Origin of the sequence: Pseudoalteromonas sp. XMcav1-K, assembly GCF_044005875.1 — a bacterium.
GTDB classification, from domain to species: domain Bacteria; phylum Pseudomonadota; class Gammaproteobacteria; order Enterobacterales; family Alteromonadaceae; genus Pseudoalteromonas; species Pseudoalteromonas spongiae.
Genome location: NZ_JBIPJE010000028.1, coordinates 1 through 21,133, shown reverse-complemented (window position 1 = coordinate 21,133; position 21,133 = coordinate 1). Strand labels below are relative to the sequence as shown.

Here is a 21,133-nt window from a genome sequence, read left to right as displayed (position 1 = left end):
TCCTATTGCGCCTGTATTCTTAATTCAGCACTTGAACGTGCTCTATGACCAAGCAAACCTTTCACATCACTCGATTTAGGCTTAACCAATCTAAATTGCGCAATGTATGACTCAAAATCAGCAAGAATTTGCTCTGCACGATTTGATTGTGTTGCTTCTAAATGCTCGCCAATTAAGCCGCGTAAATGTTCATGATGAATATTTAAATCTGCAAGCTCTACTAACTCGACCAACTCTGTATTGATGCGTTTATCAAAGTCGCCTTTTTCATCAAGTACGTAAGCAAAACCACCTGTCATACCCGCGCCAAAGTTAATACCAGTATCGCCAAGCACGCACACAATACCGCCAGTCATATATTCACAGCCGTTATCACCGAGTCCCTCTACTACCGCAATAGCACCCGAGTTACGTACCGCAAAGCGCTCACCCGCTCTGCCTGCAGCAAATAATTTACCGCCAGTTGCACCATACAAACAGGTGTTACCTGCAATTGTTGCATGATGTGATTTAAACGATGAACCAAGCGGCGGACGTACGGTAATTTTACCGCCAGCCATGCCTTTACCGACATAATCGTTAGCATCACCAGTTACATGCAGTTCAAGACCGCCCGCATTCCAAACACCCAATGATTGGCCTGCAGTACCTTGCAATTCGATAATAATCGGATCGGCCGCTAACCCCTGATTTCCATGAAGATCAGCAATATAGCCAGATAACAACGCACCAACTGAACGATCGGTATTTTGAATAGGAGATCGCAATTTAATAGACGTTTTGCTCTCAATTGCCTCTTTTGCTTGAGCCAACAAACTTTCATTAAGTTTGCCTTCGTAGTGCGATGTATTTGGCGCACTGCAATATAAGGTTTCACCACTCTTATTATTTGGCTTTGCAATAACAGGCGATAAATCAAGCTTGCTTTGTTTTGCTGTTGTGCCTTCAAGCACTTCAAGCAGATCAGTTCGGCCAATTAAATCGACTAATTTAGTTACCCCTAAGCTCGCCATAATTTCGCGCGCTTCTTCTGCAATAAACTTAAAGTAGTTCATCGCCATTTCTGGTAAACCGTGATAATGCTTCGCACGCAGTGTTTCGTCTTGCGTTGCAACACCTGTTGCACAGTTATTTAAATGACAAATTCGCAGGTATTTACAGCCAAGTGCAACCATAGGACCGGTGCCAAAACCAAAGCTTTCTGCACCTAAAATAGCCGCTTTAATAATATCTAAACCTGTTTTTAAACCACCATCGGTTTGCAAACGAATACGGTGACGTAAACCATTTTCAACCAGCGCCTGTTGCGTTTCTGCAAGGCCAAGCTCCCAAGGACAACCCGCATATTTAACAGAGGTTAATGGTGAAGCGCCCGTACCACCATCGTAACCGGCGATGGTAATAAGATCAGCATAAGCTTTAGCAACACCAGTAGCAATTGTGCCTACACCCGGTTCGGATACTAGCTTCACTGAAATCATGGCGTCTGGGTTTACTTGCTTTAAGTCAAAAATAAGCTGGGCTAAATCTTCGATTGAATAAATATCATGATGCGGTGGTGGCGAAATTAATGTTACGCCAGGTACTGAATAGCGTAGCTTAGCAATGTACGGTGTCACTTTTTCACCCGGTAACTGCCCGCCTTCACCAGGTTTTGCACCCTGAGCCACTTTTATCTGAATAACATCCGCATTTTTTAGATAGTGTGGCGTTACACCAAATCTACCCGATGCAACTTGCTTAATGCGCGAGTTCTTCTCGGTGCCGTAGCGAGCTACATCTTCACCGCCTTCACCTGAATTTGAACAGCCACCTAAGCGGTTCATGGCAATCGCTAGCGCTTCATGTGCTTCAGGCGATAACGCACCAATACTCATTGCCGCTGAGTCAAAGCGCTTATAGAGTTCAGTTGCATCTTCCACTTCACTCACATCAATAGCCGTTTGCCCTGTTTTCAGTTTTAACAGGTCACGAATATTAGTGACTGGACGAGTGTTTACTAAATCCGCATATTTTTGATAATCCTGATAATTACCTGAGCGCACGGCTACTTGTAATGTTTGGATCACATCAGGATTGTACGCGTGATACTCGCCGTTATGCACATATTTTAATAAACCACCGTGGTCGAGCGGCTTGCGCTTGATCCATGCTTTACGCGATAAATTAATAAGATCTTGATGGAAGTCGTTAAAGTCTGCACCTTGAATACGCGAAACAACACCTGAGAAACATAAGTCTACAACTTCATCGCTTAATCCTACTGCTTCGAAAAGCATTGAACAACGGTAGCTAGCAACGGTACTAATGCCCATTTTAGACATTATTTTGTAGAGACCTTTATTAATTGCATTACGATACGCCAAGGTCACATCGCGATACGATTTTTCGATGATGCCGGTGTCTACCATTTGTGTTAGCGTTTCATACGCTAAATATGGGTAGATAGCGGTAGCGCCAAAGCCGAGCAATACTGCAAATTGATGTGGGTCACGACAGCTTGCTGTTTCAATAATAATGTTAGTATCACAGCGTAAGTTCTTACTCACTAAACGACGTTGCACCGCACCCACCGCCATCGCAGCAGGGATCGGTAAGGTGTCAGGCGTTAAACCCTTATCGCTTAATACAATCAATACCGTACCTTGACGCGCTAACTCTTCCGCTTGGTCACATACGTTTTCAATTGCCGATAACAATGAGTCATCTTTATCATAATTAATCGACAATGAGGCAAATGAATAATGCGCCTGATCTGCAGAGAGCAACTGACTCATATCAGAGTAAGTCAATACTGGCGATGAAAACTGCAAGCGTTTTGCGTGGCCTGTTGTCTCGTTAAATACGTTTTGTTCACGACCAATACAGGTAGCCAGTGACATAACATGATTTTCACGTAATGGATCAATTGGCGGGTTTGTCACCTGCGCAAACTTTTGACGGAAATAGTCATACACTAAACGCGATTGTGACGACAGCACGGCAAATGGCGTGTCATCGCCCATTGACCCCGTTGCTTCTTGGCCTGAGTTACCCATTGGGCGAATAACTTGGTCAAGTTCTTCATTACTGTAAGCAAACTGCTTGTGGTAAATCGCCAGCATATCATCGTCGTATTCACGTTGGCCGATAAGGTCTTGCTCGTCAATTTCCTCTAGTGGTACTAAACGTTTTACGTTTTCAGTTAACCACTGCTTGTAGGTATGACGCTTTTTCAAATCTTCATCGATTTCGCACGATTGCCATACTTTGCCATGCAATGTATCAATAACGAGTAATTCACCCGGCCCAACACGGCCTTTTTCTTTAACCTCGTCAGCAGAGTAATCCCAAATACCAACTTCTGACGCTAAAGTAATATGATTGTCTTTAGTAATTACATAACGCGCAGGACGTAACCCGTTTCGGTCTAAGTTACACGCGGCAAATCGGCCATCCGACATTACTAACCCTGCAGGACCATCCCAAGGCTCCATGTGCATTGAGTTAAAATCATAAAAAGCACGTAAGTCTTCATCCATCGCTCGGTTTTTCTGCCATGCAGGTGGCACTAGCATGCGCATCGCTCGGAAAATATCCATACCACCCGCTAAGAATAGCTCTAGCATATTATCTAGGCTTGAACTGTCTGAGCCCGATTCATTTACAAATGGTGCCGCGCTTTGTAAGTCAGGCAGTAATGGTGACGAAAACTTATATGCGCGCGCTCTTGCCCACTGGCGGTTACCTTCGATAGTATTAATTTCACCGTTGTGTGCAAGGTATCTAAATGGTTGTGCCAACGGCCAGCGCGGTTGCGTATTGGTAGAAAAACGTTGGTGGAAAACGCAGATAGCAGATTCCATACGCATATCGGCTAGGTCAAGGTAGAAATTCGGCAAATCTGCCGGCATCATTAAGCCTTTATACACCGATACTAAGCCTGATAGGCTCGCAATATAAAAATGATCATCGTTAATTTGTTTTTCTATGCGACGGCGTGCGATGTATAAACGGCGTTCTAAATCTTTTGGACGCCAGCCTTCTGGCGCTGAAATAAAGACCTGTTGAAAATTCGGTAATTGTTCTAGCGCAATCGGTCCTAGACTTGCTGGATTAACGGGCACATCGCGCCAACCAACCAGTTTTAGCGTTTCTTTTTCTAGTTCTTCACTAATAATCTGTTTGTTGTGCTCTGCGATAACTGGATCAGGACTTAGGAATAACATACCAACAGCGTAGTTTTTACCTAAGTGCCAATCGTTTTCAGCGGCAACAGCACGGAAGAAACCGTCTGGTTTTTGCAATAACAACCCACAGCCATCGCCGGTTTTACCATCTGCTGCAATACCACCGCGGTGTTGCATTCGGTCTAACCCAGTGATCGCTGTGCGAACTAATTTGTGACTCGGCTGACCTTCAATGTGCGCGATAAGGCCAAAACCGCAATTATCTTTTTCTAATCTCGAGTCATATAACATGTTGGACTCCTCCCTTGCTACAGCTCAAGTGAACAAAACAGTTGTGATTGACGGAAGTATTGGCATGACCGTATCGAAGTTTTATGACAGTTCGATAAGTAATAGCGATTTTGTTAACGCGAAACAAAGGTTGCTAATGTTGGTACGTGCCGTGTGTTCACTTGCGCGATTCTCAAAATTAACCAAGATATTGGTTAGAGTCAACCAAATTGTGAATACATATTCAGGTTGTTGAATATTTTTCACTTATACATAAATTCAACAAATTTGCCGATAAAAGCCTCTAAACTGGGGTTATCTTGGTTATAGGATCTTATTGACACCGGTATCATATTAACACCATGTAAATAAAAACAACTCTCAACTGTAGTTTACGTAAACGTAAGCTATTCATGATTTTGAATATTTATTCATGGTAATACCAATTAACCGAAAACCCACTTTTTAAACTTGAATTATCTTGTACATCAGGCAGGACGCTAGTTTGCGGGCGCACACTTTCCAGCGTTTTGTTGAATGGTTTTAATCGTTCCGCCTTGCTCAAACTCTGATAGCTTGGCATTAATTTTAACTTGCAGCGATTGCCACATTGCGTTGCGTTTACTTATAGCATAGTAAAAATCATTATATTGAAAGGCGGGTTCAATGAATTTAATTTGATTTTTGTCACCTTGCTCGTCGTGACTTAATAGGTAATCGACCACATTGGGATCAGCAACAATGTAATCTACCCGACTCGCCAATAAGAGTTTTAGGTTTTGTTGATCATCGCGCGCTTGAATTGCATTAAAAAAGCCAAGATCAAGGTGCTTATCAAACTCAGGGGTATTTTGATACCCTCTTACAACGCCAATTCGTGCCCCTTGGATTGACTGAAAAGTGCCATCATACTTTGCTTTATAATTTTCACGGCTCATTAGCCCAATTAAGCCGCCTGCGTAAGGAGTCGATAAGGCTAAATTGTTGCGTCTAAAGCTATTAGCTATTACATCACTGGGGGCGGTCACTTCTATAAAGTATTCTGGAAACAAAATATCAGCCTGCCCTAATTCAGCCATGCGTACCGAGCGAGCCCAAGGAAAAAACTCGACACTAATACCAAACCCAAGTTCATTAAATAGCGCTGCGGTAAGTGTAAATACCCAACCTTTGTCACATAAATTACGGTCAATGTATGGCGGCCAATCAAGCGTTACTAAGCTTAATTGCTGTGGTAATTCACGAGCTATTTCAAAACGGTTGGCAGAGGGCTGATTAACGGTGATCGTTTTAGTTTGTTGCTGATGTTGATATGAAAGTTCAAATGATTTTGCAACGCTCTCTAAACTCAATAAAAACAGCGTAACAACGAGAGGAATATAATAAGGTTGAAAAGTCATACTAAGCTTAAAACATCATACTAATGATTTAAGCTTAGCAAAAATACCACAAAATCAATTACTACTTAACGTAATATTATTCTGCTTCTTTATTTTTAGCGGCTACTTCAGTGATTAAAGGTTGTAGTTCACCGCGTTGGAACATTTCAACAATAATGTCACAACCACCAATTAGCTCACCTTCAACCCATAACTGTGGGAACGTAGGCCAGTTTGCATAAGCTGGCAACTCTGCACGGATATCAGGGTTTTGAAGAATATCAACGTATGCAAATTGCTCACCACATGCCATTAAAGCTTGTGACGCTTGAGATGAAAAACCACAGCTCGGTAATTTTGGAGAGCCCTTCATATAAAGTAGAATTGAGTTTTCTGCGATCTGTTGCTTAATCTTGTCTAACGTTTCCATTTACTACCTCGACACCTTTTGGCGTAATTTATCTTTGTTTAGCAATTCAACCGAGTGATTTACTCGCCTTATTTGGCACACTAGCGCAGTTTCATTGTCGATTGTTACTCTTTTTCAACATGCCAATAGGCCTATTCGCATCTATTGGCAGGCATTTGACCATGCACATCTCACACACTAAATTATCAATTACATCGGTTAAAACGAGCCGATAATCGCGCGTTAGGCCTTAGCTCAAATACCTAGCTGAAAAAATATCAACAAAGTTAAATGCACCCTATCACAATAGGTGAATTTTCTTTAAGTTAATACTATGCTAGACGCGTTGAATAACAGTTAAAATGTAACTAACTGTTTATAAAATAAACGCAAATTATTTCTAGCATTGCTGTTTATAAAAACTTGAGTAAAATACTCGGGTATAGTTTAACACTTATATCGGACATCTTCATGTAAAATGTTGTCCGCTTTTTTAACGCCAACGGAGAAATAAAATGGCTTTTGAACTACCGTCACTACCATATGCAATCGATGCGCTTGAGCCGCATATCTCAAAAGAAACACTAGAGTTCCACCACGGTAAGCACCACAACACATACGTTGTAAAACTAAATGGTCTAGTAGAAGGCACTGACTTCGAAGGCAAAACTCTTGAAGAAGTAGTATGTAGCTCTGAAGGTGGTGTATTCAACAACGCAGCACAAATCTGGAACCACACATTCTACTGGAACAGCCTTTCACCAAACGGTGGTGGCGAGCCAACAGGTAAAGTTGCTGAGCTAATCAACGCAAAATGGGGTTCTTTCGCTGAATTCCAAGCTGCTTTCAACGACAAAGCTGTTAACAACTTTGGTTCAAGCTGGACATGGTTAGTACAACTAGCTGACGGCAGCCTAGACATCGTTAACACGTCAAATGCAGCTACACCACTAACTGAAGCGGGTGTTACGCCAATCATCACTGTTGACCTTTGGGAACACGCTTACTACATCGATTACCGTAACGTGCGTCCTGAATACCTAAACGGTTTCTGGGCACTAGTTAACTGGGAATTTGCAAACGCAAACCTAGCTTAATTCCTATTTTTGTCAGTAAAACGCATGCGTTTTACTGACATTTCCCAGCACTTTCCATAATTCCTCACCGACTATTGCATAATATTCAACGCTCTGAAATATAGTAAAGTTTTTTCTTTAAATATCTTTTATTTATCTCGCACAATCAAAAATCCCGTCTAACCTTATAAATAGTGGCTAGTTTTATTGCTGTTGCAAAATTTCCGGTATTTAGGAGGTCTATATGACAATTTTTGATCATTTCCAATCTCGTTACGAAGCCGCAAAAGAAGAAGAATTTACTATTGCTGAGTTTCTCGAGATCTGTAAAGAAGATAAATCCGCCTATGCCAGCTCAGCAGAGCGGTTATTAATGGCGATTGGTCAGCCTGAAATGGTGGATACATCACAAGATCCAACACTCAGTCGTATTTTTTCTAACCGTGTTATTCCGCGCTACCCTGCCTTTAAAGAATTTTATGGCATGGAAGATAGCATTGAACAAATCGTTGCCTACTTAAAGCATGCAGCGCAAGGGCTTGAAGAATGCAAACAGGTACTTTATTTACTTGGCCCTGTAGGTGGTGGTAAGTCGTCACTTGCTGAAAAGCTAAAGTACCTAATGCAAAAAGTACCTATTTATTGCCTTAAAGATTCCCCTGTAAATGACCACCCCCTTTGCTTATTCGACCCAGTAGAAGACGGCGATATCCTCGAAAAAGAATATGGTATTAGCAATCGATACATAAAAACAATTATGTCACCGTGGGCCACTAAGCGCCTGCACGAATTCAACGGTGATATTACGAAATTTAAAGTAGTAAAGCGTTACCCATCTATTCTAGACCAAGTTGCTATCGCGAAAACTGAGCCTGGCGATGAGAATAACCAAGACATCAGCGCGCTTGTAGGTAAAGTGGACATTCGCAAGCTTGAACATTTTGCGCAAAGCGATGCCGATGCATACGCCTATTCCGGTGCACTTTGCCATGCTAACCAAGGTTTAATGGAATTTGTTGAAATGTTTAAAGCACCAATTAAAGTGCTTCACCCATTATTAACCGCAACCCAAGAGGGTAACTACAACGGTACCGAAGGTCTCTCTGCTCTGCCCTTCAATGGTATGATTTTGGCTCACTCTAATGAATCAGAATGGCAAACGTTTAAAGGCAATAAAAACAACGAAGCGTTTTTAGACCGTGTTTACATTGTGAAAGTACCTTATTGCCTGCGTGTCTCTGAAGAAATGAAAATTTACGAGAAACTACTACAACACTCAGAACTAAACGAAGCGCCATGTGCCCCAGGTACATTAGAAACGCTAGCGCAGTTTTCAGTGTTATCACGAATTAAAGAGCCTGAAAATTCAAGTCTTTATTCAAAAATGCGCGTGTACGATGGCGAGAGCTTAAAAGACACCGATCCTAAGGCTAAATCGTTCCAAGAATACAAAGATTACGCCGGTGTTGACGAAGGCATGAACGGCCTATCAACACGTTTTGCCTTTAAGATTTTATCGCGTGTTTTCAACTTTGACCACACTGAGGTGGCAGCCAACCCAGTTCATTTATTCTATGTGCTAGAGCAACAAATTGAGCGCGAGCAATTCCAACAAGAAACCCAAGAGCGCTACCTTGAGTTCTTAAAAGGTTTCTTAATTCCGAAATATGTAGAGTTTATCGGCAAGGAAATTCAAACCGCTTATTTAGAATCTTATTCTGAATATGGCCAAAACATTTTCGACCGTTATGTAACCTATGCCGATTTCTGGATCCAAGATCAGGAGTTCCGCGACCCAGATACAGGCCAATTATTTGATAGAGCTGCACTCAATGCAGAACTAGAGAAAATTGAAAAGCCAGCGGGAATTTCTAATCCAAAAGATTTCCGCAACGAGATCGTAAACTTTGTTTTAAGAGCGCGTGCTAACAACAATGGTAAAAACCCTGTTTGGACGAGCTATGAAAAATTAAGAACGGTCATCGAAAAGAAAATGTTCTCAAATACCGAAGATCTACTGCCTGTTATTTCATTCAATGCAAAAACCAGCGCCGAAGATCAGCAAAAGCACGAGGACTTTGTTAACCGCATGGTTGAAAAAGGCTATACAGCGAAACAAGTTCGTTTGCTCAGTGAATGGTATTTACGAGTTCGTAAGTCACAGTAAGTTAGTAGTAATTGTAAAGAAGACCTACGGAGGCGTATATGGCACATTTTATTGACCGACGCTTAAACGGGAAAAACAAAAATACGGTTAACCGCCAACGTTTTATTAAGCGTTACAAACGCCAAATTAAAGAGGCGGTTTCCGATGCGATTGCCAAACGCAGCGTAACTGACGTGGAAACAGGCGAAAGTATTTCGATTCCAAGTCGTGATATGCAAGAGCCTATTTTCCATCAAGGTAAAGGTGGCAAACGCGATATGGTGCATCCAGGCAATGACCAATTCAGTCAAGGGGACAGAATAAAACGCCCCCTTGGCGGACAAGGTCAAGGTGCGGGCGAAGGTGATGCCAGTGACTCTGGAGAAGGCCAAGATGATTTTGTTTTTTCCATTTCAAAAGATGAATACTTAGACTTGCTGTTTGAAGATCTTGCACTGCCAAACTTGAAACAGAATCAACTCAATAAGTTAGTTCAAATGAAAACCCATCGTGCTGGTTACAGTAACGATGGAGTTCCATCAAATATTGATATTGTTCGTTCATTGCAAGGCTCAGTCGCAAGACGTATTGCCATGACTGCAGGCAACAAACGTCAATTAGCTGAACTTGAGCAAAAACTTGCTGAGCTTACAAAAAACAAAAAGGACAACCAAAGCGAAATTGCCCTGCTTGAAAAAGAAATAGAGCAACTTAAAAATAAAATTGCCACAGTACCGTTTATTGATACCTTTGATTTACGTTTTAGAAACTATGAGAAGCGCCCTGAGCCAAGTTCTAAAGCTGTGATGTTTTGCTTAATGGATGTGTCGGGCTCGATGGATCAAGCAACCAAAGAAACCGCAAAACGGTTTTATATTTTGCTTTATTTATTTTTAACTCGTACCTACAAAGACATCGAAGTTGTTTACATTCGTCACCATACCCAAGCAAAAGAAGTGGATGAACACGAATTTTTCTATTCGCAAGAAACGGGGGGCACAATCGTATCAAGTGCATTAAAGCTCATGGACGAAATAATCAAAGAGCGCTATGACTCTGAACAGTGGAATATTTATGCTGCGCAAGCATCTGATGGTGATAACTGGGCTGATGATTCGCCACAATGCAGTGATTGGCTTACAAATAAAATTCTGCCAGTTACGCGCTATTACGCTTATATTGAAATCACCACACGAGCACATCAAAGCTTATGGCGTGAATATCAAGTGCTCGCTGATACTCATGAAAACTTCGCCATTCAACACATTAAATCTGTGGAAGACATTTACCCTATATTCAGAGAGTTATTTAAAAAAGATACCACCGCAGATGTAGCTTAATTTTCAAGGACTAGTTATGAGTAAAAAAGTACTAAGCGATGGTCCTGATTGGACATTCGATTTACTCGGAGAATACCAAACCGAGATTGCTAGGGTTGCTGAGATTTACCGCCTCGATACTTACCCTAATCAAATTGAAGTAATTACCGCAGAGCAAATGATGGATGCCTACTCCAGTGTTGGCATGCCTATTGGCTATAGTCATTGGTCTTTTGGCAAAAAATTTATTCAAACAGAGCAAAATTACAAGCGTGGTGCAATGGGACTTGCCTACGAAATTGTAATCAATTCAGATCCGTGCATTGCATACTTGATGGAAGAAAACACCATGCCGATGCAAGCACTGGTTATGGCACACGCCTGTTATGGGCATAATTCATTTTTTAAAGGTAATTACCTATTTAAAACCTGGACCGATGCAAGCTCTATAATTGATTATTTACTGTTTGCTAAAAATTATATCGCCGAATGTGAACAAAAGTACGGCGTTGAAGAAGTCGAAAAACTACTCGACTCGTGCCATGCATTAATGAATTATGGTGTAGACCGCTACAAACGACCTCAACAAATATCCCTTTTTGAAGAACAAAAAAGGCAGAAAGAACGCGAAGATTACTTACAATCTCAAGTTAATGAATTGTGGAAAACCATTCCCTCACAACAAAACGAAGCTGAAACACAAGCCGCACGCTTTCCCAGTGAGCCACAAGAGAATATTCTTTATTTTATTGAAAAACGAGCACCATTACTCGAAATATGGCAACGCGAAATAATCCGTATTGTGCGCAAAATTTCGCAATATTTTTACCCACAAAAGCAAACTCAAGTAATGAATGAAGGGTGGGCTACATTTTGGCACTACACCTTGCTTAATCATTTGTACGATGAGGGAAAGTTAAGTGACGCCTTTATGTTAGAAGTGCTGCAATCCCATACCAATGTTGTGTATCAGCCGCCTTATAACTCGCCCTACTATTCTGGCATTAACCCCTATGCCCTCGGTTTTAATATGATGGTGGATATTCGTCGTATATGCGAAAACCCAACAGATGAAGACAAACGGTGGTTTCCTGAAATCGCTGGCAGTAACTGGCTCGATACTTTGCATTTTGCGATGGAAAATTTCAAAGATGAAAGCTTTATCAGTCAGTTTTTATCGCCTAAGTTAATGCGCGACTTTAAGTTTTTCTCTATTTTAGATAACGAGAAAGAAAGCCACTTAGAAGTCAGTGCTATTCACAATGAATCGGGCTACCACGCCATTCGTCAGGCACTCTCTGAGCAATATAACCTAAGCAATTTAGAACCCAACATTCAAGTGTTCAATGTTAATGTTCGAGGCGACCGTGCGCTTACACTGCGTTATACGCCACATAACGATATACCGCTTGCGAACACTAAAGACCAAGTGATTAAACATTTATATCGTTTATGGGGGTTTGACGTGATTTTAGAGCAAGAAGATGCAAACGGTGAAATAACAGAAATTGCCCGTTGTCCGCTCTCAACTGCGGATAGTATTTAAAGCGATTGTGTGAGAAAGGAACCCACTCTTACAACCTAAATTAGGCAAAATCAACCAAATTAGGTTATGTCTCAAGAAATTAAAAAAGGCTTTTAACAAGCCTTTTTTAATTTCTTATAACCATGCTATTTCAGTTGTTGATATAGCTAAACACACCAAAAGCCAAGCAAAAAATTCGACCCTGAGCTATCTAATTTTCAACTCTCAACACACTTAATAATGCATTTGCTTCGTTAACATACTCACGCAGTTATAAAACCTATATCATAGGCTATAAGTATTTAGTTAAATCAATCTCATCAATTTGTTCTTTTGGCATGTACTTTTGTGCATATTGTTTATACACGCCAGAGCGTAAAAAGAGCTTAAACACTTCAATATCAACATGCTGATCGAGTGACATTTTATGCAAAATATCAATCGCCACACTAAGGGGCTTTGCCTTTTTATACGGTCTATCGGATGCGGTAAGTGCTTCAAATATATCGGCAAGTACCAAAATACGCTCGGGTATTGATAAATCATCCCCTGTTAACTTTCGTGGATACCCCGTTCCTTTGAGTGTTTCATGGTGAGTTGAGGCATAACGTGGCACATTCGATAATTCACATGGGAAAGGCAACGAATCAAGCATTTTAATTGTGCCGATAATGTGCTCATTAATAATAAAACGATCTTCCGCGGTCAGTGTGCCACGACCAATTTTAAGGTTATACAACTCGCCTAAATTCGCTTTATACTCAGGAACTTCAATATTGATACCTAAATGAGGCGCATACTCAACCGCCTGCTCACGTTTGATGATGTGACCTTCTTTATCAGCTAATAATTGCTCGGTAATAGGCAATAATTCATCAGGTTGATCATTTTTTAACTCTTCAAGCGGTGATAATCCTTTTTTATCACTGAAATGGCGCAGCCATGTACGTTTTGCTATTTCTTCTAAGCGGGTTATTTTGTCTTCTTCCATAAATTCGCCACCTTGGTTAATTTTGGCAACAAATTCGTACTCTTCGTAAAGCGCTTGCTGAGTAGCATTTAGCTCAAGTTGTAATTCGCTTTCACGCTCTGGCTGTTGCAGCAACTGCTTATAACAACTAATTTCTGCATCGCGTAATAAAACTTCAAAACGCATTCTTATCTCATGAATACGGTTATAAATACACTCTAACTTAGTACCTTTATCAACAATATGCTCTGGCGTAATTATTTTGCCGCAATCATGTAACCATGCCGCTAATTTGAACTCTCGTTTTTTATCATCGGTATCTAGTTTAAATGCTTTAAAATGAGGTTCATCGCAGTCACTCGCATGATCAACAAGCATAAGGCCTAGCTCTGGTACACGGTTGCAGTGGCCGGCTGTGTAAGGTGATTTATCATCGATTGCTTGCGCTATTAATTTTACAAAAGAATCGAGCAATTCTGCTTGTTTTGCTTCATGTGCTTGAATAGATTCGGCCATTTGATTGAGCGAATCAAACACATCGTCAATTTCTTTAATAAAGCTATGCTCAACGTCAATTGCGTTATATTTTCGTTGTTTTATTTTTGTATTCTCTGCACTTAAACGGCGCATTGCAGCGACAATGGGACTCGCAACAAAATAGGTTAATGGCATTAACAAACATAAAATAATGGTTGTCACTATTATTGATTTAGTGACATAGCTTAGCCCCTCTGAATACGCGAGCTTAGTGGGGATCAGCAAGGCTAAGTAATTTTGTTCTTCTGTACCAAGCGTTGTAGGTGCGATAAAAAGTAAATAGTCGGTATTTTCAATTTCGATAACTTGTAAGCGATTGTGGTTAGCATTGTCTTTTGACAGAGTAATTAATTGCTTATAAGGCACAACCCTTGAGGCATCCACGGCCTTAGCGCTTCGGTCAAACGTTAGCCACTGCTCAGATAAATAAGCAAGTTCCTGTTGCGTTACATTTTCAAGTGCAAAGTTTAGCAGTTCAATAATTTTGTTGTCTTTTGCTACCATACGAAGGTGTGTATCAAAACTTAATAAGCTCGCATCAATATTTGTATGAAATTGCAGTCCGTCAATAAAAAACATCTTCGCCGTATAGGCTAGTATCAACTGACTATCAATTGCGGCATCTACCGTGCCATTTTTAACTGCTAACAGTGCCGTTTGTAAATCGGCTACTTCAACAATGGTGATTTCAGGGTAACTGTGTTTTATTGCTGCAACCAGTGACCAGCCTTCAGGAATGGCTAATCGCTTATTATTAAGATCAGAAAGAGATGAAATCGTCTTGTTTTTGGGTAAGGTTGCAAGTGTCAGTGGCAAATTAAGCAAAGGCTTAGAATATACGCCCCACTGTTTATTGCTTAATGTTTGATGCACTGGCTGCAACACATCAATTTTGCCGTTTTGATACAAAGAAACTAACTCAGACCACGTATAACCATTGATAAAATTAATATCTAAGTTAAGTTTTTGCCCGAGTAAAGAGATTAATGTTGGTGTATACCCTTTCGGCATACCTGAAATGGAAAAGTCGACCGGCGCCCAATTTATTTCATTACTAACAGTAAGAGAGCCAACTTCCTTAACTAATGCTTGCTGCTCGCTAGAAAGCGTTAACGGCTCAACATTAAGCGCTGCGTTGTCTTTGCCATTTAAATTGCTGAGCAGTAACTCACCTTGATTATCATAAATATACGCTTCTATGCTATCTGAGTTGCGATTACGCTCAAAGCTGCCATTGAGCTGCTTAGCGATTGTTTGCAATGTTAAGTCAACAGCCACAACATGGTTGGTGCCATGAACAATCTTCGAATAGGTTTGGCCAGAAGCCTGTAAATGATGAAATAGATAAGGTGGGGATTTTACAACACGTTTTGTATTGGCGTTAATAAACCAGTGCCTACTACTTGCATCATAATCACTCTCTTCAACTTTACTGTGTCTTACCTGCAATTTATCGTTAAGGTACTCAGTTTTTCTAACTCTTTGCTCGCCATCGGTATAAATATGTATTTTAACAAACCGGTCTTCCATTGCGGCATCGAGCTGTTTCCGGACTTTTTGGTTAGTCTCAAGATTAATCAACTCATAAAAATCGCCATTATCAAATCCATAATAAATAGCGTAAAAATCATTATGGTCAATAAGTAAATCGGTGAGAATTTGGTCTGCTTTGCCAACAAGCGTATGACCTTCAATTAACGATGAATATTTAGCGAGTAATGAGGCGGTATTTTTCGCCGTATCATCCATTTTTGATATTGATAACTCAACTTGCTTGGCTACTTGTTCAGCAAACTGCTGACTGGCGCTTACGGTAATTTGTTTAGAAAAATAATATTGTAAGCCAATAGCAACAGATGCTGTAATCACAGCTATTAGCAAGCATATAAATGCGAGAGTCACACGAAATGTAATTTTAGTACTTGAAAACATCGTCCCTGCCTGTTTTTTATTTAGAGTTTAGGTCTATTTTTAACCAAGTACCAAATACTTATTGTTTGTTTTATATAAATTTTTTATCTTAACTCATGTGCTTTCCTAAATTGCCCTTGGTAGTCAAAAATTCGCTCTACCACTTTATGTTTACCTTTGTCTCGTTTTGCAACCACAAAGTCCGGCACCTTTAGCAATGATTGATGAGTAACGACTGAGTTAGGGTTAGAAAAATCAATTTTACTGGGAACACCCACGCGCAAAAACTGCCGTTTAAAATAAAACGACGCTTTGTCTGACGATAAACTAAAGTATTCGCTCACGTCTGCACCATCTTCATCATGATAAGTCACTTTCAGTCGCTGATTATGTGCTTCTAACTGCATGCCACTGACACGCAATACCAACGCATTTTTTAAATTAAGCGCATCACGTAACTTATCATCAGGATCAACAATAGGTTGATGGCACTGATGACACAGCCTCGCGGCAATATCATTTTGTGCGCCACACTGCTCACATTCTTTATAGCGAAAGCGAAAGTCACACTGCTCGCTATGCCCCTCGTCTTCTAAGATCCCTTGACAACGACGACCAAAATGCTCTATTACTTTGCCATCACTATCGGTTTTGCCCCAAAAGGTGTTAGCAAAACCACAACCGGGGCACAGCACCTGCACGGGTTCGCTGTCACTATTAGGTTTAACGCTGCCAACCTCGGGGTGAAATAAATCAAAGCCATTAGCGGCATAATCAATGACCAAGCATTCGGTTTTACCTTCAGCGAGGCGTAAACCCCGACCAACGATTTGTTGATACAAACTAACCGACTCGGTTGGCCTTAAAATAGCGATAAAATCCACATGCGGTGCATCAAAGCCTGTAGTGAGTACTGATACATTCACCAAATATTTAATGTCTTTTGCTTTAAATCGACGAATAATTGCATCGCGTTCAGCGTTATGGGTATCACCAATCACCAGCGCACTTTGCGTTTTTGGTAAATATTCAATGATCTCTTGTGCGTGTTGAATGGTTGAAGCAAAAATCATCACACCCTGACACGAGTCAGATAGCTCAAGCACCTGATTAATAATCGCTTTAGTTGCACGCTGATTTTCTTGCAGCAGTTGGTTGAGATCACGTTCGCTAAAACGCCCAAACGCATCTTTACTGAGTGAATCAAAGTCATAGTGCGTGATTGCGGCATTGATTAATTTTGGTGGCGTAAGGTATTGATGCTTAATCATATACCTTAATGGCAGTTCATAAATGCAATGTTCAAACGGGGCATTTCCATCTCCCCTTACAAAGCCGTGGTAATGAAAACGATAAATAAAACCAAGTCCTAAACGATACGGTGTAGCGGTTAAACCCAGCACTTTTAACTCAGAGTTCTTCCCTTTTATATGGCTAATCAACTTTTGATATTGTGAATTATCATCGCCAGAGACGCGGTGACATTCATCGATAATTACCAATGAATACTCGTCATTTAGCGCATCAAGGTTTTGCCCAAGTGACTGAACGCTGGCAAAGGTAACCTGGTGTGCAAGCGACTTTTGTTTAAGCCCTGCCGAATAAATACTCGCTTTTAAGCCAAAACTTTCATATTTTTCATGGTTTTGCTCCACAAGCTCTTTAACATGTGTCACCACCAATATTTTTTTACGTGCAAGACGCGCGAGTTCGGCAATTACTAAACTTTTCCCTGACCCTGTGGGTAATACAATAACCGCTGAGTGATTGCTTTTGCGAAAGTGAGCTAAGGTTTTTTCAACCGCTTCTTGCTGATAAGGTCTTAATTGATAGGCCACGTGATACTTGCTTTGATTATCGAGTTAATCTAATTATGCCATTAGGTTTTGCAATCATGAAACCAGCATTTCACCCTTCGCTTTTTAAAAGTACAATAATGGTTTCTTTTATTAGGTTGCAGTGTTACTATAGCGCGCCTTTTTTAGGTGAGAGCTTTGGTCGCGAAGCTTTCAACATACTTTAATTAAAATATTGGAGACATTCATGTCTAACGAATTATACACATTAGATGCAGAAGTACGTTCTGACTTAGGTACTGGTGCGAGCCGCCGCCTACGCCGTGCTGACAAAGTTCCTGCTGTTCTTTACGGTGCAGAAAAAGAAGCTGTATCTCTAACTTTAGCTCACAACAAAGTGATCAAAGCGCAAGAAGATGAAGGTTTCTACAGCCACATCCTTACTTTAAACATTGGCGGTGAAAAAGTTGAAGCTATCCTTAAAGATATCCAACGTCACCCGTTCAAGCCTAAAGTAATGCACTTAGATTTCCAACGCGTTGACGCTAACCACAAGATCCACACTAAGGTTCCTGTACACTTCCTTAACGAAGAAGCTGCAACTAAAGGCGGTAACACTGTTGCTCACCTTGTAACTGAAATCGAAATCACATGTCTTCCAGCACAACTTCCTGAGTTCATCGAAGTTGACGTTGCTGCGTTAGAAGTTGGTGCAACCGTGCACCTTTCTGATATCGCTCTTCCAGCTGGCGTTGTTTCAGTTGAGCTTGCTAAAGGTGCAGATCACGACCAAGCAGTTGTGACTTTAAACGCTCCTAAAGGCGCTGCTTCTGAAGAAGCTTCAGAAGACGCTGCAGAATAATTATTAAGGTGTTAGCACCTTGAATAATATTCAAATGCTTGTGGGCCTGGCTAATCCAGGCCCCGAATACGCAAAAACCCGTCATAATGCTGGTGCATGGTTCATCGAAGAACTTGCCAAACGTTACAACTGCATTCTCAAACACGATTCTAAACATCACGGCCTAGTGGGCAAAGTGATTATCCAAAATCAAGAATTCAAATTATTGATCCCCACTACTTTTATGAACTTAAGTGGTAAAGCGGTCAGTAGTTTAGCCAATTTTTACAAAATTCCTGTCGAAAATATTTTAGTCGCACACGATGAAATGGACCTTGAGCCTGGTATTGCCAAAATTAAAAAAGGCGGTGGACACGGCGGCCATAACGGACTAAAAGACATCATTAGTAAAATGGCAAACCAAAAAGAATTTATGCGTTTGCGAATTGGTATTGGTCACCCAGGTCATAAAGACAAAGTCACTGGCTGGGTACTAGGAAAAGCACCTGCCGCAGATCAAGCTTTAATTGATGATGTGGTGGATGAGGCAGTTCGCTGCATGGAAATACTAGCAAAAGACGGTGTGTTAAAAGCACAAAACAGATTACATACATTTAAACCAGTCGCTTAAGACTGGTTTAACTTAGTTTAAGGTTTATTATTATGGGTTTTAAATGTGGCATCGTTGGTCTACCAAATGTAGGTAAATCAACACTATTTAATGCACTTACGCAGGCTGGTATCGAAGCTGCAAACTTTCCATTTTGTACCATCGAACCAAATACAGGCGTTGTTGCGGTTCCAGATGCACGCCTAGATCAACTAGCTGCTATCGTAAATCCACAAAAAGTACTGGCAACAACAATGGAATTTGTTGATATTGCAGGTCTTGTAAAAGGTGCGTCAAAAGGTGAAGGTTTAGGTAACCAATTCCTCGCAAATATTCGCGAGACTGATGCAATTGGTCACGTTGTACGTTGTTTTGAAAATGAAAACATTGTACACGTTGCAGGTCAAATTGACCCTGCAGACGATATTGACGTTATCAATACTGAACTTGTGCTTGCTGATATGGAAGCGGCTGATCGAGCAGTGCAACGTAACGCTAAAAAAGCAAAAGGCGGCGACAAAGACGCGAAATTCGAACTCGTTGTGCTTGAAAAGGTGAAAGCGCACCTTGATGAAGGCCTTACACTTCGTTCATTAGAGCTTGAAAAAGAAGAAAAAGCAGCAATCCAGTACATCAACTTCTTAACTATTAAGCCGACAATGTACATTGCCAACGTAAATGACGATGGTTTCGAAAATAACCCATTCTTAGATAAAGTGCGTGAGATTGCAGCACAAGAAAATGCGGTAGTTGTACCTGTATGTGCTGAAATCGAAGCTGAGCTTTCAGAATTAGACGACGAAGACAAAAAAGAGTTTATGGATGACTTAGGCTTAGAAGAGCCAGGTTTAAACCGTGTAATTCGCGCGGGCTATGAATTGCTTAACTTACAAACCTACTTCACTGCTGGTGTTAAAGAAGTACGTGCATGGACTATTCCTGTCGGTGCAACGGCGCCGCAAGCTGCAGGTAAAATCCACACTGACTTTGAACGCGGCTTTATTCGTGCTCAAACTATCGGCTTTGATGACTACATTGAGTTCAAAGGCGAATCAGGTGCTAAAGAAGCAGGTAAAATGCGTCAAGAAGGTAAAGATTACATTGTTAAAGATGGCGATGTAATGAACTTCTTATTTAACGTATAAGAAAATAGTGTTTGAAAAGGCTCGCATTTGCGGGCCTTTTTTCTTTCTACTGGCCCATGCTAGGGCGCCAAGACAGCTTTAATACTAAATTCAAGTATTCACCCATCAACGAAGCGTGCTTATCTGAAGCAAACCCCAATTTACCCATTTCACAAATCCAGCTTAATTTGTGCAACTCAATTTCAGGTGTGTACTCAAAATAGTAAAGCACCTCAACTTACAAAACCTGTTATTACTGCAATCTAGGGTTTTGCTCAGTATAAGGCTCATTTTCGTGAAGCAAAAGTGCGCCTCTATTACAGATAAACCTATCGCAAAATTGCGCGATAACAATGCTATAAAGACATTCGTTATCCAGATTTGCAATCACTGGCAACCTTACGGTTGATAATAATGCCACTTTGATATTTAGATATGCTTAAAAGTTAATCTAGCAATGTTTCTTAGCGTTGCTATTTTCACTTCTTAACGCAATAAAATACTCAGCATGCGCAAGTAAAAATGAATAAAGGCTTATAAATATTTAAATTCCAGCAGTACCCTTTGTATAATATTTAACTTAAACAACCTTCTGTTTTGCGGTTTTTTGTTCAGTTCGAATAAAAAAAACGCAAACAACTCGGAATATTCATTTTTTTGAAAAAAAGGTGTTGACGGATTTGGGGGTAATCAGCATAATACGCCCCGCATCAGCGATGATGACAACGAACAAAACATGGCTACGTAGCTCAGCTGGTTAGAGCACATCACTCATAATGATGGGGTCCCCTGTTCAAATCAGGGCGTAGCCACCATGTTTTAAAACATGCTACCATAGTTTTGTTTGAGTATGCGAAAGTTGCGGGATTGGCCAACGTTTTGTATTAAACGCTGGATTTAGGTTCCAACATTACTAGAGCAATATGCGGGAGTGGCGGAATTGGTAGACGCGCTGGATTTAGGTTCCAGTATCTTCGGATGTGAGAGTTCAAGTCTCTCCTTCCGCACCATGTTCTGATAGGAACTAAAACTATCTACTACCATTGCTGGA

Annotated in this window: 12 protein-coding genes and 2 tRNA genes; 9 read left to right on the top strand and 5 right to left on the bottom strand. The window is 40.8% G+C overall.

What is annotated here, in order from left to right:
• Positions 1–2: 2 nt before the first annotated feature.
• The 3 genes from gltB to ACHSBP_RS03605 form a co-directional block, all read right to left on the bottom strand.
• Entirely contained in the window at positions 3–4,460 is a 4,458-nt protein-coding gene (gltB, locus tag ACHSBP_RS03615) for a glutamate synthase large subunit (protein WP_395388162.1), read from the bottom strand.
• Between the two features lie 479 nt (positions 4,461–4,939).
• Positions 4,940–5,839 carry a substrate-binding periplasmic protein gene (locus tag ACHSBP_RS03610; RefSeq protein ID WP_395388161.1) on the bottom strand — a complete coding sequence of 300 codons (900 nt, stop codon included), beginning with the start codon at positions 5,837–5,839 and terminating at the stop codon, positions 4,940–4,942.
• A 76-nt stretch (positions 5,840–5,915) separates the two neighbouring features.
• A complete protein-coding gene (locus ACHSBP_RS03605) occupies positions 5,916–6,248 on the bottom strand; it encodes a Grx4 family monothiol glutaredoxin (RefSeq protein ID WP_010560386.1) in 333 nt (110 codons plus the stop codon).
• Between the two features lie 494 nt (positions 6,249–6,742).
• On the opposite strand from ACHSBP_RS03605, the gene ACHSBP_RS03600 reads away from it, so the two are divergent.
• From ACHSBP_RS03600 to ACHSBP_RS03585, 4 genes are all read left to right on the top strand, one after another.
• Entirely contained in the window at positions 6,743–7,324 is a 582-nt protein-coding gene (locus tag ACHSBP_RS03600; RefSeq protein WP_010560387.1) for a Fe-Mn family superoxide dismutase, read from the top strand.
• 223 nt (positions 7,325–7,547) lie between these two features.
• Complete coding sequence (locus tag ACHSBP_RS03595) at positions 7,548–9,470, top strand: PrkA family serine protein kinase (protein WP_010560388.1); 1,923 nt, start codon at positions 7,548–7,550, stop codon at positions 9,468–9,470.
• Between the two features lie 38 nt (positions 9,471–9,508).
• Complete coding sequence (locus tag ACHSBP_RS03590; RefSeq protein ID WP_395388160.1) at positions 9,509–10,789, top strand: YeaH/YhbH family protein; 1,281 nt, start codon at positions 9,509–9,511, stop codon at positions 10,787–10,789.
• 16 nt (positions 10,790–10,805) lie between these two features.
• Positions 10,806–12,314 carry a SpoVR family protein gene (locus tag ACHSBP_RS03585; protein ID WP_395388159.1) on the top strand — a complete coding sequence of 503 codons (1,509 nt, stop codon included), beginning with the start codon at positions 10,806–10,808 and terminating at the stop codon, positions 12,312–12,314.
• Between the two features lie 271 nt (positions 12,315–12,585).
• On the opposite strand, the gene ACHSBP_RS03580 is transcribed toward ACHSBP_RS03585, so the two are convergent.
• Together ACHSBP_RS03580 and ACHSBP_RS03575 are read right to left on the bottom strand one after the other, a co-directional pair.
• Positions 12,586–15,669 carry an HD domain-containing phosphohydrolase gene (locus tag ACHSBP_RS03580; protein ID WP_395388158.1) on the bottom strand — a complete coding sequence of 1,028 codons (3,084 nt, stop codon included), beginning with the start codon at positions 15,667–15,669 and terminating at the stop codon, positions 12,586–12,588.
• Between the two features lie 146 nt (positions 15,670–15,815).
• Positions 15,816–17,549 (bottom strand): DEAD/DEAH box helicase family protein, encoded by a 1,734-nt coding sequence (locus ACHSBP_RS03575; RefSeq protein WP_010560392.1) that lies wholly within the window; start codon positions 17,547–17,549, stop codon positions 15,816–15,818.
• 205 nt (positions 17,550–17,754) lie between these two features.
• On the opposite strand from ACHSBP_RS03575, the gene ACHSBP_RS03570 reads away from it, so the two are divergent.
• From ACHSBP_RS03570 to ACHSBP_RS03550, 5 genes are all read left to right on the top strand, one after another.
• Positions 17,755–18,369, top strand: coding sequence for a 50S ribosomal protein L25/general stress protein Ctc (locus ACHSBP_RS03570; RefSeq protein ID WP_010560393.1), 615 nt, complete (start codon positions 17,755–17,757; stop codon positions 18,367–18,369).
• A gap of 19 nt (positions 18,370–18,388) precedes the next feature.
• A complete protein-coding gene (pth, locus tag ACHSBP_RS03565) occupies positions 18,389–18,979 on the top strand; it encodes an aminoacyl-tRNA hydrolase (protein ID WP_010560394.1) in 591 nt (196 codons plus the stop codon).
• 32 nt (positions 18,980–19,011) lie between these two features.
• Positions 19,012–20,103 carry a redox-regulated ATPase YchF gene (gene ychF, locus ACHSBP_RS03560; RefSeq protein WP_010560395.1) on the top strand — a complete coding sequence of 364 codons (1,092 nt, stop codon included), beginning with the start codon at positions 19,012–19,014 and terminating at the stop codon, positions 20,101–20,103.
• A 717-nt stretch (positions 20,104–20,820) separates the two neighbouring features.
• Positions 20,821–20,897 (top strand) — tRNA-Met (locus tag ACHSBP_RS03555).
• 110 nt (positions 20,898–21,007) lie between these two features.
• Positions 21,008–21,092, top strand: a tRNA-Leu gene (locus ACHSBP_RS03550).
• The last annotated feature ends 41 nt before the right edge of the window (positions 21,093–21,133 follow it).